Annotated in this window: 15 protein-coding genes and 1 tRNA gene; 2 read left to right on the top strand and 14 right to left on the bottom strand. The window is 43.4% G+C overall.

Annotated elements, in window-relative coordinates; all coding sequences use genetic code 11:
- Positions 1 to 50: 50 nt before the first annotated feature.
- The 9 genes from FFM75_RS05750 to FFM75_RS05710 form a co-directional block, all read right to left on the bottom strand.
- A complete protein-coding gene (locus FFM75_RS05750; RefSeq protein WP_137628229.1) occupies positions 51 to 1,388 on the bottom strand; it encodes an ABC transporter ATP-binding protein in 1,338 nt (445 codons plus the stop codon).
- A gap of 57 nt (positions 1,389 to 1,445) precedes the next feature.
- Positions 1,446 to 1,880, bottom strand: a complete 435-nt coding sequence (locus tag FFM75_RS05745; protein WP_137628228.1) for a MarR family winged helix-turn-helix transcriptional regulator — start codon at positions 1,878 to 1,880, stop codon at positions 1,446 to 1,448.
- Between the two features lie 124 nt (positions 1,881 to 2,004).
- Entirely contained in the window at positions 2,005 to 2,337 is a 333-nt protein-coding gene (locus FFM75_RS05740; RefSeq protein WP_137628227.1) for a carbohydrate-binding protein, read from the bottom strand.
- A 176-nt stretch (positions 2,338 to 2,513) separates the two neighbouring features.
- On the bottom strand, positions 2,514 to 3,041 hold the full coding sequence (locus FFM75_RS05735; protein ID WP_137628226.1) for a hypothetical protein: 528 nt from the start codon (positions 3,039 to 3,041) through the stop codon (positions 2,514 to 2,516).
- 21 nt (positions 3,042 to 3,062) lie between these two features.
- Positions 3,063 to 3,590 (bottom strand): hypothetical protein, encoded by a 528-nt coding sequence (locus FFM75_RS05730; protein WP_137628225.1) that lies wholly within the window; start codon positions 3,588 to 3,590, stop codon positions 3,063 to 3,065.
- A 22-nt stretch (positions 3,591 to 3,612) separates the two neighbouring features.
- Entirely contained in the window at positions 3,613 to 4,140 is a 528-nt protein-coding gene (locus FFM75_RS05725; RefSeq protein ID WP_137628224.1) for a hypothetical protein, read from the bottom strand.
- 10 nt (positions 4,141 to 4,150) lie between these two features.
- Positions 4,151 to 4,414: a hypothetical protein gene (locus tag FFM75_RS05720; protein WP_137628223.1), complete on the bottom strand. Its 264-nt coding sequence runs from the start codon at positions 4,412 to 4,414 to the stop codon at positions 4,151 to 4,153.
- A gap of 43 nt (positions 4,415 to 4,457) precedes the next feature.
- Positions 4,458 to 5,396, bottom strand: coding sequence for a DMT family transporter (locus tag FFM75_RS05715; RefSeq protein ID WP_137628222.1), 939 nt, complete (start codon positions 5,394 to 5,396; stop codon positions 4,458 to 4,460).
- 221 nt (positions 5,397 to 5,617) lie between these two features.
- Entirely contained in the window at positions 5,618 to 7,375 is a 1,758-nt protein-coding gene (locus FFM75_RS05710) for a flavocytochrome c (RefSeq protein WP_137628221.1), read from the bottom strand.
- A gap of 143 nt (positions 7,376 to 7,518) precedes the next feature.
- On the opposite strand from FFM75_RS05710, the gene FFM75_RS05705 reads away from it, so the two are divergent.
- Positions 7,519 to 9,099 (top strand): sensor histidine kinase, encoded by a 1,581-nt coding sequence (locus FFM75_RS05705; RefSeq protein WP_137628220.1) that lies wholly within the window; start codon positions 7,519 to 7,521, stop codon positions 9,097 to 9,099.
- Positions 9,100 to 9,101: 2 nt separating this feature from the next.
- Entirely contained in the window at positions 9,102 to 9,824 is a 723-nt protein-coding gene (locus FFM75_RS05700) for a response regulator transcription factor (RefSeq protein WP_137628219.1), read from the top strand.
- A 49-nt stretch (positions 9,825 to 9,873) separates the two neighbouring features.
- On the opposite strand, the gene argS is transcribed toward FFM75_RS05700, so the two are convergent.
- The 5 genes from argS to FFM75_RS05675 form a co-directional block, all read right to left on the bottom strand.
- A complete protein-coding gene (gene argS, locus FFM75_RS05695; protein WP_137628218.1) occupies positions 9,874 to 11,562 on the bottom strand; it encodes an arginine--tRNA ligase in 1,689 nt (562 codons plus the stop codon).
- Positions 11,563 to 11,844: 282 nt separating this feature from the next.
- Positions 11,845 to 12,288: a GNAT family N-acetyltransferase gene (locus tag FFM75_RS05690; RefSeq protein WP_137628217.1), complete on the bottom strand. Its 444-nt coding sequence runs from the start codon at positions 12,286 to 12,288 to the stop codon at positions 11,845 to 11,847.
- Positions 12,278 to 12,802 carry a GrpB family protein gene (locus FFM75_RS05685; protein ID WP_137628216.1) on the bottom strand — a complete coding sequence of 175 codons (525 nt, stop codon included), beginning with the start codon at positions 12,800 to 12,802 and terminating at the stop codon, positions 12,278 to 12,280. Before FFM75_RS05685 ends, FFM75_RS05690 begins: the two co-directional genes overlap by 11 nt.
- Before the next feature lie 77 nt (positions 12,803 to 12,879).
- Positions 12,880 to 12,950: transfer RNA gene (locus tag FFM75_RS05680), tRNA-Gly, on the bottom strand.
- Between the two features lie 60 nt (positions 12,951 to 13,010).
- Positions 13,011 to 13,256, bottom strand: a complete 246-nt coding sequence (locus tag FFM75_RS05675) for a DUF2187 domain-containing protein (protein ID WP_137628215.1) — start codon at positions 13,254 to 13,256, stop codon at positions 13,011 to 13,013.
- Between the last annotated feature and the right edge of the window lie 6 nt (positions 13,257 to 13,262).

The following is a 13,262-nucleotide window of genomic DNA, read 5'->3' as shown; positions in this document are numbered from 1 at the left end:
CGCTCATGTTTATCTGGCTACGGTCTACATTGCCTCAATTTGCATCTTACTTAAGTAGTTTTAAGACGGACCCTAGTCCCGAAATCCAAATTACTTTTAATCGTGCCACTAAATAACACGGCTTTTTGTGGCAAGTAACCCAAACGGTCGTTTAAATCAGTCGTGGCATATTGCGTGACGTCGACACCATCTACTAAAACCTGACCAGCTGTCGGGTCATAGCGCCGTGGAATCAGATTCAAGGCCGTACTCTTGCCACTCCCAGTGGCACCAATCAGCGCAATCGTTTGGCCTTGTTCAGCTTTGAATGACAAGTGACTCAACGCGGGTTGTTCGGCCCCTGGATAACTAAAACTAACATCTTTAAACTCGACAGTCCCAGTTTGGGTTGGGGTTACCGTCGTGTTGCTAGGTGCAGTCACACTTGGCTGGATAGCTAGAACTTCATTGACCCGGCTGGCCGAGACCGTGACTCGTGGCAATAAGATAAAAATCATCGATAGTAATAAGAACCCCATAATAACTTGCATGGCATATGATGAAAAGACGACCATATTACTAAACAACGTTAACCGCGTCGCGCCGGCGGCTTCATTGATAATAACAGCCCCAATCGTATAAACCGCCAACGTCAATGCGCTGGAGATGAAGCTCATGCCCGGACTCATTAAGGCTAAGACCCGATAAGCAAATTTATTAGTCGTGGTTAAAGTATCGTTGGTCTGATTAAACTTGTCATTTTGATAAGCTTCGGCGTTATAAGCATGGACCACCCGAATCCCTGTCAGATTTTCTTGGGTCACTAAGTTCAACTGGTCAGTCAAACTTTGGACAGCCCGAAACTTCGGTTGCACACTTGTTAAGATAAAGGTCAACATGATGCAGAGTACAACAACCGCAATGGCTGTCGCCGTCGTCCATTGCCAGCCCTTCCCCGCAATCATGCAAATCGCCCAAACGGCGGTAATCGGTGCTTTGATGATGACTTGTAGTCCCATCGCAACAAATTGTTGGATCTGCGTTAAGTCGTTGGTCGTCCGGGTCAGTAAACTCGCCACTGAGAAATGTTTAATATCTTGTGTTGAATAATCCATGACCTGATTGAAAACATCTTGCCGTAATCGGGCCGTAAAACCACCAGCGATTTTAGCCACAAAATAACCGGTAATCACGGCGGCAATCACACTTAAAATCGAATACAATAACATCATTAAACCGGGTTTTAGAATCGAACTAACAGTGGTCCCGGCCGTTTCTAGTTTAGTGGTGATGGTTGACATATAGCCCGGAATACTCAATTCTAACCAGACCTGGGCCACGATAAAGACCAGACTGATCAGAATCATCCCATATTCGCGGCGATTTAATCGTTTTAATAATTTGAACATGCTGTCACTCCTTAGTTTGCTTAAGTTCGCATACGAACTCTAGTCATAAAAAAATACTTATTCAGTATTTTTTTGAATTTGCGCCATTACTTTAAAGAATGTCGCTAAATCGGCATCGCTAACACCATGGCTTAATGTTGCTTCCATCTTTTGGGCCGCAGCGTCAATCGTCGCCATTTCCTGAATCGACGCTTTCGTTAAGAAAATGCGTTTGTAGCGCACATCGGTCGCCGGTGCAGTGACGATAACACCGTTTTTAACCATCCGACTCACTAACCCGCTGGCGGTTGATTTACTAATACCCATCGCTTGTTCCAAATCACGCTGATGGATTTCTTGATCACGATGTTGGAACAAATAGCCCGCAGCCATGCCCTGCAATTTTGAGATTGGTTTGCGATTAAAAACGGCATTCGTCTTTTTGACATACTTATCTAAACTTAACGATAAATTCCGCACCCGAAACAAAATCGTTGTTTGTGGATCTAACATGACGTCACCTTCTTTGCCTTGTTCGTATACGAACTATATTACTGCGATTATTAGCGCTTGTCAACAATAAAAATAACCCAAATTGGGCACCATCCCCAACTTGAGTTACTTTTAATAGACTGATTTAGTTGATTAACGTAAAGTCTTTGAACGCGATTGCACCGGTACCACGATACTTGAAGTACAAGGCTTGTTCGCCGACTAATGGGACTGTCGCCGCAGATAGTGCCTGCCACTGCTGCATGGTGGGCGCTACTGGAATGGTAGCAACTGGTTGACCAGTAGGCGTGGTTGAAACGACCAACGCTCCTTGCCCCGTACTTTTAAGCGTAACGGTAATCTGAGCCAGGGTCGTAAACGAAAATGTTTTAAACCCAACTACCGCACCCACTGTCAAATTAGCAACGATCAGCTCACCGTTTGCTAACTGCGTTAATCGTGGTTGCGCCGCATCCATTGGTCGATCACCTCGTTAACTTGTTGACACTGGTTATTATCATGGTTTGCGGACGAACTATTTTAGCTAATATTAGTTTAATTTAGCTAATGAAGTTGTTTTTACATTAAAAAAACACCTTGCGAGCTATGAAAATGATGCTCCATAGCTCACAAGATGCTAAATAATTCACTTAATCAAAAGAAATACCGGTCCATTCCGGGTTCTTCCTTACCTGGCGCATATTGGCTACCATATTCAATGCTTTTATTGACCGCTTCGGCAAATGGGGTGGTCATAATCTTGCGATATTGGTTAGTGAAAGCGGCTAAGCTAACCCAATCACCATTTTCACCAACCATAATCTCACCATTAACACGCTTGGCAAGATAAGCGACCAAATTATAAAATCCTTTTTGATTGATCAACAGTTCTTGTTCAAACCCAGACATAACAACAATCTGATCTGAATTACCTTTAACCTGACGTACCGTCAATGTTGTCGAGTCCCAGCTACCTTTGACTGATAACCATCTTTTCGTATAGTCTGACAAAAATAATGAAAAGCTCAGAAAAAAACCATCATTAGAATCAATACCATAATTATCATGGTTTACGAAAATCGGTATATGACTATACTGAAATCCCCAAACTTTCTCAGCAACTTCTGTATAGCTAATCTTAACATCAACACTGCTATCTTCAATTCTTACAAATGCAATCATTAGCTTTCACTTCCTCGCTAATCAATAAAAATACCGGTCCATCCCTGGTTCTTCCTTACCTGGCGCATATTGGCTCCCATATTCAATACTTTTATTAACGGCCTCGGAAAATGATATGGTCATAATTTCATGATATTGGTTAGTAAAAGTTGCTAAATCAATCCATTGGCTATTTTCACCGACCATGATTTCACCATTAACATGTTCAGCAATATAAGCAACTAAATTGTAAAATCCTTTTTGATTGATTAAGAGTTCCTGTTCAAAGGCAGTCATAATCACAATTTGATTTGAATTTTTTGGACTTTTCCGTACAATTAAGGATGTCGCATCCCAACCTTTCTTCTTATTTTGCCATTTTTCTGTATAATCTATTAAAAACAGAGAAAAACCTAGATAAAAATCATTTTGCGCATCTAGCCTAATACCATCATGATTCACAAAAATTGGCGTTTCACTCTCGTTAAATCCCCAAACTTTCTCGGCTAATTCAATATAATCAATACTAACGTTTATATTCTTACGATCCATATTAACAAATGCAATCATTAACTTCCCCATTCTTCACTAATCAACGAAAATACCGGTCCATCCCGGGTTCTTCTCTCCCAGGTTCATGTTGGCTCCCATATTCAATGCTTTTATCGACTGCTTCGGCAAATGGGGTGATCATAATCTTGCGATACTGGTTAGTGAAAGTAGCTACGCTAACCCAATCACCGTTTTCTCCGACCATGATTTCACCATTAACATGTTCAGCAATATAAGCAACTAGATTGTAGAATCCTTTTTGATTGATTAAAAGCTCCTGTTCAAAAGCAGTCATTATCACAAGTTTACTCGAATCGACCTTCATCTGATTGACCATCAATTCGGTTGAGTCCCAGCCACCCTTTATTGCTCTCCACTTTTTAGTATAGTCCGATAAAAATAACGAGAAGCCAAAGTAAAATTCATTCTGAGAGTCAAGTTTAATACCATCATGATTCACAAAAATTGGCGTTTCACTCTCGTTAAATCCCCAAACTTTCTCCGCCAATTCGATATAATCGATACTAACATTTACATCTTTATGATTCATATTAATAAATGCAATCATGTCTTTCTCCTTACGTTAATGACTGTGCAGCACGATAAACGGCCTTTGCCATATCCTGTAATTTTCCTTGTGTTAAATTCTTTTTAAGTCTATCCGGAACTTCTCTTAGAGCATCTTTAACTGAACTAACTTTTTCATATTTTATTCTGATATCAACCGTCTTGTCTTCATTGCACTGAATTTGCAATTTATGTCCTTGTGGTTCGGCATCCACCCGCTTGTGTGACAGCCATAAAAGGATCTCACTACCAAAAAGGGCCAACACATTCAACAATGTATTGACTCCTACTATGCTAAAACTAAATGCTATTTTGCGCCTAAAATAATCGAATCAACGCCACGCCAGCGATCATAATCACCAGGCCAACAACTTGTACTAACGTAATCGGATGCCGTTTAGCCCCTAACCAACCGAATTGATCAATTAACAAGCTCCCGGTCATCAAGCCAACTAGCACGATCACAACGGCTAAGCCGGTGCCGACGATTGGCACTAAGACCACATTACCAAGCACATATAATGCCCCCAACATGCCGCCAATCCACATCCACCACGGGTTATGATCAGCACCAGCTGGTATCGTTAAATGTAGCGGTGTGCGCGTCACGCCAACAATCAGCACCAAGGCAACTGTCCCAACAAGAAATGAAACGAATGCCGCTTTTAAAGACGAGCCTAATACAACGCCTAAATGGCCATTGACCGCTGTTTGCGAGGCACTTAGCATCCCGGTTAGAACCCCAGTTAACCGCCATAGCCACAGGCTAGCCGCTGGCTTAGTATCGGCATTATTGTGATGGTTCGCCAAGTAATTACTTAACGCCACAGTACAAATCACACCTAACAACACCAGTAGTGCGCCCAAACCGCGCGTCACGGTCAGTGCGCTGACTTTGGACCCGAACCAACCAAAGTTATCAATGAGTAACCCCATCAAGATCTGCCCTAAAACTGGCATGATCACCGTTTGCACACTGCCGAGCTTAGGGAAGAGTAAAATATTCCCGGTTAAATAAATCACGCCAAAGAATCCACCCAGCCAAATCCACCAAGGCTGACTCGTAAATAACCCGGCTGAAAATAATAACGTATGGTCAAGTATTAAGGTCACAACGGCTAAAAACAATGTCCCAATCGTAAATGACGCTAATGATGCTAAAAATGGTGACCCGACCGATTCACGTAGCCGGGAGTTAATGCTGGTCTGAATGGGTAAGCCAATCCCAATTGTTAACCCAATTAAAATCGCAATCATATCGAAAACTCCTTGTCCAATAAATTTGAAGATGAAATCAGCTTACAACCTGTAGTTAGGTACTGGACAAGTTAAAGGTTCCGAATTCGTTCTATTTTTATTTTAGCGCAACTACCTTAGTTGACGCTACCCTTAAATGTAAGCGCTATATATTTTTGCAAAAAAAAAACGACGAACTGGTCTTAAGTTCGCCGTTTCGGGTTTAGGAGTGTAACCGTAATTTAGAGTTTGCCGGCAGTTTTACCTGCAATCCGGCCAAAGGTAATGATATCTGCAATCGCGTTACCACCTAAGCGGTTAGAGCCTTGGATGACCCCAGTTAATTCGCCCGCAGCATACAAGCCAGGAATGGCTTTACCTTTTTCGTTGAGCACTTCGGTCTTTTCATTGATGACCAGCCCACCCATCGTATGGTGCACAGATGGCACGGCTTTTTCAATGTAATAAGGCCCTTTAGCTAAGGAAACTAAGCCAGCCCGATGATGGAAATCTTTATCATTACCAGTCTTGGCATAGTGGTTAACTTTCTTGATCGTCGCCTTTAAGGTTGCTGGATCAATCTTGAAGTCTTTCGCCAATTCATCGATCGTATCAGCCTTATAGAGCAAGCCTTCTTTGATCAATTCGTTGTATTCTGCTTTATGCGCAGCCTTCGTCTTTGAAATTCCGTCAATCTTATCATTCCAAATCTGGTACGTATAGCCACCAGTTTGTTTCAAGATGGCTTTCGAAATCACATCACGCCGTTCCAATTCTTCAACAAAGCGTTTTCCTTGTTGATTTACTAAGATGGCGCCGTCAAAGCGGGTATCCGCTAATAATGAAATCATCCCAGTCTTAGGGTTAGCGATTGGATACGTTTGGATATACTTCATGTTGGTCAACTTAGCACCAACATTTTGTGCCATCACGATCCCATCACCCATCGTACCGGCCGTATCCGTTGATTTATAGCGCTTATCATATTCTTTGTTATACTTCGTCCGCATCTTGACGTTTGACCCAAAGCCCCCCGTCGTTAAAATAACGGCTTTCTTCGCATTAAAGGTCACATTCTTCTTATCTTGATAGCGTGCCTTGACCCCAACGATGCGGCCATTGCGTTTGATTAAACTCTTAGCTTTAGTATTCGTATAAATTGGAATCTTCAACGACTTCGCTTTGTTATCCAACTTCGTCACTAATTCTTGACCCGTATGGCCAACTGGAATCAGGGCCCGTTTGTAGCTATGCCCACCGAATTGGAAGAGTTGATCATTGATAAACTTCACGTGAATATCATCACGTAACCACTTCGCTGATCCTAGCGCATTGTTAGCCAAGATATGCACCATCTTCGGATCGCCAAGATAGTCGCCACCCTTCATGGTGTCTTTGTAGTAACTCTTAACTGAATCCCCCTTAATGCCTAATTTCTTTTGGACCCAGTTGCCGGGGGCATTCATTTCCCCACCGGAAATTAACGTGTTCCCACCAACTGTTGGCATCTTTTCAATAATGGCAACTTTCTTACCAGCTTGCTTGGCTTCAATCGCGGCACTAAAGCCCCCACCGCCAGAACCGACCACGACGACATCGAAGTTATTAGTCTTCGCAACTTTTGGATCAGTTGATTTCGTCTTTGTCTTGGTAGTCTTCAAGGTCACGCCAGCCTTTTTAACCGCGGCATTGATAGCGGCGATATAACCTTTACTGGTGGCCGTAGACCCACTGACAACATCAACATCGGTCGAATTTTTTGCCACGATCGTATCTTTAAGTTGGCTGTAAACTGGCTTCGACAAAACTTTATTTTCGTTTTGACTGAGCACTTTGATTTTTTCGATCTTGTCGCCCTTAAAAGTTACGGCAACTTTGATGTCCCCGTGTTTCCCACTCCCTGTCCCCTCGACAGTTTGGGTTTTGCTACTGGTTGAACAAGCGGTTAACATCAAGCCGGCTGTTACCGCTGTCATAATAGATAATAATTGCTTCCGCATGTTGGAACCCCCTCCGTTATTAATTAACAACGTTAGTATACCGAGAATTCCGAGCGTTTTCGTTGGACTTTTTTGATATTAGGTGGACTTTTCTGGTCGATTCGTGAAATAATGTACAAAAAGGCGTTCGGGGGGACACACTTATGCACTCACTCAAAAAACAAACAGTGAGTTTATTTTTAATCACATCACTAAGTTTGATTGGCTTAATCTATACGACTATGCGACTAGAGATGAGCCGCAATATTCTACCATTGAATACGTCAGTCACACAGCGCGTTGTTGACAATCGGACCAACCAAATCAATAGCTGGTTCGGCGAGCGGTTAGCGGAGCTCCGACTACTGGCCGACTTACCAGCGCGCCATCATTATTCGCAGGCTGAGTTATTTCAAGAAACGGCGGCCGTTGAAGGCTTCGAACAGCATAACTATGTTTCGATTCGCCTGGTATCTAAAGATGGTATCTCGCGATCAGCTAGCTATCCCGACTTTTCGGTGCGCAACCGTAAATATTATCAAGACTTAGTTGCCCATCCTAAACGACAATACACTGTCAGTAATTTATTAACGTCGCGTGAAGATCACCGTGCCATCGTCATCATCTTATATCGTTTGGCGCGACCATTGACGGATGGGACGACTTATTTAGCGGCCGCCGTGCCGTTGACTAAAGTTGAAAGTCTTGCTAAGAACTTAACCATCTATGATGGCAAAGGGGTGATTTTGAGTGCGGACAATGACTCGCCACAAGTTAACCCGAAAACGGAACTGTTATTAACGGCATCGCTAGACTTATTGCCACAATGGAAAGTGAATTATGTCGTGCCCAAAAAGAGTTTGGGTGAAAACACCCAGCAATTATTACGGTTATTGTTAGTCATTGCATTAGTCGTTATTGGCCTTTTAGGACTACTCCTAATCTTGTTATTGCGGCAAATCATTCAGCCGATCGTTGGGCTCACGACGACCATGACGCAAGTTCAAGCCGGGAATCGGCAAGTTCGCGCTGCTGAAACGGGCCCGAGTGAGATTCGCAGCCTCGCCACCGCCTTTAATCAAATGTTAGTCGAAGTTTACGTTAGTGAAGCTCAGTCACGGGAAGCCTCGATTCGCGTCCTGCAAGCTCAGATTCAACCGCACTTTTTATACAACACTTTAGATACGATTCAATGGCAAATTCTGGGCGGTGACTCCGATGCCGCCGTAACGATGCTTGAAAATCTCAGTATTTTTTTCCGTAAAGGATTAAATCACGGTCAGGATGTCATTGCGCTCGCTGACGAATTGGCACATGTTAAAAGCTATATTAATATCCAAGCAGTGCGGCATCCGCAACTGGCACACTGGGACTATCAGATTCCAGACGACTTGCTGAGTCAACCTTTGCTGCATTTCAGTTTACAGCCATTAGTGGAAAATGCGATCAATCATGGCTTACGGCCGGCTAATCATGGACACGGCCAATTAGTGATTCAAGCCCAACAACTAGACGATACTAGGCTACGACTAACCGTCAGTAACGATGGCGCCCCGATTCCTAGTGCGACTTTACAAGCTTTAAACGACGGCTCGTATCAAGGTGGCAAAAACGGTTACGGCATCTACAACTTACGCCAACGGCTACAGCTCTTTTATGCCGGTCAAGCGACCATTCACTTTATTAGTACGCCAACCTTAACCACGGTTCAATTAGACCTACCCATTATTGAAGGAGATGTTTAGAAATGCGTAACTTATTAATTGTTGATGATGAAAAGGCCTTGCGAAACGGATTAGCGCACTATTTGACCCAGTTAACGACCCCATTTGACACGATCACCACCGCCGCTAATGGGCAAAGTGCCTTGGCTTATTTTGAACATCACCCTGTCACGGCGGCTTTGATCGACATTAACTTAGGTGATTTAAATGGCCTCGATTTAATCGATTTGATCAATCAACGCTATCCACAGACATTGATCGTCATTATTAGCGGTTACGATGATTTCGACTTTGCTCGTCGTGCGGTGAAGTTAAATGTTTTGGATTACTTATTAAAACCAATTCCGCGATCGGATTTACAAAAACTCATGCAGACATTTAAGACGCAGTTGGCACCAGCACCAGTTGCTAAGCCCGCTACTAGCGACTTAGCGCAAAACGGGCAAGCCTATATCGAGGCGCATTATTCCGACCGCAATCTATCCTTAGCCCAAGCTGCCCAACGTTTATTTGTCAGTGAAGCCCATTTGAGCAAGCAATTAAAGCAAAATTGTGGTCAAACCTTCTCTGAATATCTCATCGACTACCGGATCAACAAAGCGCGCGAACTGTTGCGCAATCCTAACTTGCAATATTCAGTCTGCGAAATTGCCCATAAAGTTGGTTACGAAGACGCCCATTACTTTAGTCGCGTTTTTCGCAAAAAAGTGGGTCAATCACCATTACAATATCGCCAGGCTAACTAAAAAAGCACGCCAGCATTTTTTGCTTGGCGTGCTTTTAACAATAACTTGTTTACATTTCGTCTGGTGCTTTAACACCTAATAAGCGTAACGCTTCTTTCAAGACGATGCTGACACTCTTCACTAAGGCTAAGCGCGCATTCAATTCATCATCTTCAACTAAAATCTTCGTGTTCCCATAGTACTTGTTGAAGGCTTTAGCCAAATGAATCGCGTACTTAGCGATGATTGATGGTTCATAAGCATCGCTAGCCCGTACAACTGTCGCTGGGAATTCGCTCAATAACTTCAACGTATCCCAAGCAGCTGGGTCACTCAAAGCTTGACCAGCAGCGGATAAGTCTGGATTACCGGCCTTGCGTAAGATACTTTCAGCCCGAGCATGGGCATATTGAACGTAAGGACCCGTTTCACCTTCAAAACGCACGACTTCTTCTAAGTTAAAGTCAAAGTTGTTCATCCGTTCATTCTTCAAATCATGGAAAACAACCGCGCCAATCCCGACAGCATCAGCCACAGCATCTTTGTCAGCTAAGTCCGGGTTCTTTTCATCGATTTGTTGATGCGCCAATGCCACGGCATCATCTAAGACCTTATCCAATAAGATCACCCGACCACTCCGCGTTGACAACTTCTTGCCGCCTTGGGTAATCAAGCCAAATGGAATGTGATGAATTTGGTCTGACCAGTCAAAGCCCATTTCTTTTAAGACCGCTTTTAATTGCTTGAAATGGTTTGTTTGTTCGTTCCCAACGACGTAAAGTGATTGAACGAAATCATAAGTCCGCTTCCGATAAATCGCTGCGGCTAAATCCCGTGTAATATAAAGGGTCGCACCATCGGACTTCTTGATCAAAGCGGGATTCAAGTCATACTTGCTTAAGTCCACCACTTCGGCACCTTGGCTTTCGTGTAACAAGTCCTTGCTTTCCAAAATCTCAACGACTTCAGCCATCTTGTCATTATAGAACGCTTCACCCTTGAACGAGTCAAAGTCGATATCCAAACGCTTGTAGATTTGCTTGAACGCCTTCAAAGATTCTGAACGGAACCATTCCCATAAATGGGTCGCTTCTTCATCGCCATTTTCCAACTTCTTAAACCAGTCACGCGCCACATCGTCCATTTCAGGATGGTCGACGTCTTCTTTATGGAAACGCACGTAATACTTCAATAAGTTGTTGATTGGGTCGGCTTTAACCTCATCTTCGCTCCCCCACATCTTGTAGGCTGTGATCAACTTACCAAATTGAGTGCCCCAGTCACCTAAGTGATTGATTTTAACGGGCTTGTAGTCGATCTTCGTCAAGATATTGGCTAACGAATTCCCAATGACCGTTGAACGCAAATGGCCCATTGAGATTGGCTTAGCAATGTTAGGCGATGACATATCGATTGGCACTTGGCCTTGGCCACCAATTTTGGCGTCACCAAAGTTAGCGCCGTCAGTTAACACTTGTTGTAAAATGTCTGCCGCAAAGTCCGCCTTCTTCAAGAAGAAGTTGACGTAAGGACCCATGGCAACGACTTTTTCAAAACCAGTTTGATCGATTTTTTCAACGATGTCACCAGCAATCATTTGTGGTGCTTTGTGTAACGTTTTAGCTAACGTAAAAGTTGGGAATGCTAAGTCCCCTTGTTTGGACGTTTTAGGTTGTTCGATTTTAGCTAAGATATCAGCAACCGATAAGTCCGTTAAAGTTGGCGCTAAGGCGTCCGCAACTTGTTGTTTGTAATCCATATTTTCCTCCTCGGACCGCAAAAAAAGTCCCTTACACATCTATAAACATGTAAGAGACGAGAGTTCCCGCGGTACCACTCTAATTGATATTGCATCCACTTATTATCGAATTGTCGTCTTCAAAAGCGCGCTTCCGTTACTGTCTTGATTCGGCTCCCATCACCCCGAACTCGCTAAGCAAAACAACTAACGTACTCCTCTTTCTCGTTAGACGTGGTTCATTTTTAACATGCGTAAGTATAACAGAATTTATTGCGTTTGACTAGTTTAGCGGTGGCATTTCTAAAGATGTAACACCATATCTTGATGCGGAATGCCATCTTCCAAGTAAATCGGTGAGACTGGTTTAAAGCCAAACGACCGATAAAAGCGATCTAAATAATGTTGCGCTTGAATGTTCACTTGGGTCGTTTGGGGCCACAAGGCTTTAATTTGCGTCAGTGCCGCATTAATCAATTGTTGCCCGTGACCATCACCACGATCGGCTTGATTGACAATCACGCGGCCAATCCGGGCTTGTTGATTAGGTTCGACCATTAACCGGGCATACGCCATTAAATGACCATCAGGTGCTAGTCCCATAAAATGTTGCGCCGTTAAATCAACATCGTCGACTTCTTGATACGGACAGTTCTGTTCAACCACAAAAATTGCGACCCGCAATTTATAAATCGCCTGTAACTGCCGTGGCGTTAAATCATCAAATGCCAAGACTTTAAGATCCATCTTCAGAAACCTCCTGTAATGCAATTTGTTCTAAAGCCGTCACAAAACTGGCTTTTTCATCACCATACCCCGTAATGTCACACGGATGGTGTCGAGCCGCTGTCCGCTTGAGTTGCCCGTATATTTGGGCAACGTCAGGATGTAATCGCAAATAATCTCGAACGGCCAAATGCCGCGCAATTGCGGCCAGCTGTGACACATCAAAAATATGCAACTGGTGGGTGCGGTCATCGCCACCTTTGCGAAAATAGCGTCGACCGACAATCCCATACTCACCCAGCCCTTCATACCCCAATGCCGCAAATTGGGCGGTTAACTGATCAACGACTGTAATATCGTGCACAACCGGTAAAATATCGATAATGGACTTAGCAGCTAACCCCGGCACTGCGGTACTCCCAATGTGATGCATCGCCACCAACGCTGGGCCTAAAATGGCCTTGATTTGCCGTGCTTCATCTTGATAAACGGCCGGCCAAGTCGCTTGATAAGGCACAACTTCAATTTTCTGCATGCCATTACCTCCTAAAAAACGGTATAAAAAAACTAGCAATATGCATGCACATTGCTAGTTGGCCGCTTTGAAATTTAAGCGGGTGACGGGAATCGGACCCGCGACACAAGCTTGGGAAGCTTGAATTTTACCACTAAACTACACCCGCGTTGACAACAGAAAATAGTATATCATATATTTTCTGGCTTGTCAGTTAAAATTTAAAAATTTATGCTTCTGGTTCCACTTTTTCAGCAACTTTAGGCGCTGCCTTGATTAATTTCGCGTCACCTTTGCGTACGACCGCGCGATGATTATATTCATCAACGACTGGTTTGTCGGACTTAGTAAACTCTTTGATTAAGATCAAAACTGAGTTTTCGTAAACTTTTTCAATTTCACCTTTAAAATCATGTTCAAGTGAAGCAAATTTTTTACCTTGGACGTAATCGCCAACTTTAAGTTCTACCGCCATGAGATA

Source organism: Lactiplantibacillus daowaiensis, from assembly GCF_005405085.1.
Taxonomy (GTDB): domain Bacteria; phylum Bacillota; class Bacilli; order Lactobacillales; family Lactobacillaceae; genus Lactiplantibacillus; species Lactiplantibacillus daowaiensis.
The sequence above is the reverse complement of the archived record's forward strand: the minus strand, read 5'-3'. Positions and strand labels throughout refer to the sequence as shown.

Excerpts from the sequence above, each read along its gene's own strand:
- FFM75_RS05700 (WP_137628219.1), top strand. The coding sequence starts at position 9,102 with ATGCGTAACTTATTAATTGTTGATGATGAAAAGGCCTTGCGAAACGGA.
- FFM75_RS05690 (WP_137628217.1), bottom strand. The coding sequence starts at position 12,288 with ATGGATCTTAAAGTCTTGGCATTTGATGATTTAACGCCACGGCAGTTA.
- FFM75_RS05715 (WP_137628222.1), bottom strand. The coding sequence starts at position 5,396 with ATGATTGCGATTTTAATTGGGTTAACAATTGGGATTGGCTTACCCATT.
- argS (WP_137628218.1), bottom strand. The coding sequence starts at position 11,562 with ATGGATTACAAACAACAAGTTGCGGACGCCTTAGCGCCAACTTTAACG.
- FFM75_RS05750 (WP_137628229.1), bottom strand. The coding sequence starts at position 1,388 with ATGTTCAAATTATTAAAACGATTAAATCGCCGCGAATATGGGATGATT.
- FFM75_RS05705 (WP_137628220.1), top strand. The coding sequence starts at position 7,519 with ATGCACTCACTCAAAAAACAAACAGTGAGTTTATTTTTAATCACATCA.
- FFM75_RS05710 (WP_137628221.1), bottom strand. The coding sequence starts at position 7,375 with ATGCGGAAGCAATTATTATCTATTATGACAGCGGTAACAGCCGGCTTG.
- FFM75_RS05735 (WP_137628226.1), bottom strand. The coding sequence starts at position 3,041 with ATGATTGCATTTGTAAGAATTGAAGATAGCAGTGTTGATGTTAAGATT.
- FFM75_RS05740 (WP_137628227.1), bottom strand. The coding sequence starts at position 2,337 with ATGGATGCGGCGCAACCACGATTAACGCAGTTAGCAAACGGTGAGCTG.
- FFM75_RS05730 (WP_137628225.1), bottom strand. The coding sequence starts at position 3,590 with ATGATTGCATTTGTTAATATGGATCGTAAGAATATAAACGTTAGTATT.
- FFM75_RS05685 (WP_137628216.1), bottom strand. The coding sequence starts at position 12,802 with ATGCAGAAAATTGAAGTTGTGCCTTATCAAGCGACTTGGCCGGCCGTT.
- FFM75_RS05675 (WP_137628215.1), bottom strand. The coding sequence starts at position 13,256 with ATGGCGGTAGAACTTAAAGTTGGCGATTACGTCCAAGGTAAAAAATTT.
- FFM75_RS05745 (WP_137628228.1), bottom strand. The coding sequence starts at position 1,880 with ATGTTAGATCCACAAACAACGATTTTGTTTCGGGTGCGGAATTTATCG.
- FFM75_RS05725 (WP_137628224.1), bottom strand. The coding sequence starts at position 4,140 with ATGATTGCATTTATTAATATGAATCATAAAGATGTAAATGTTAGTATC.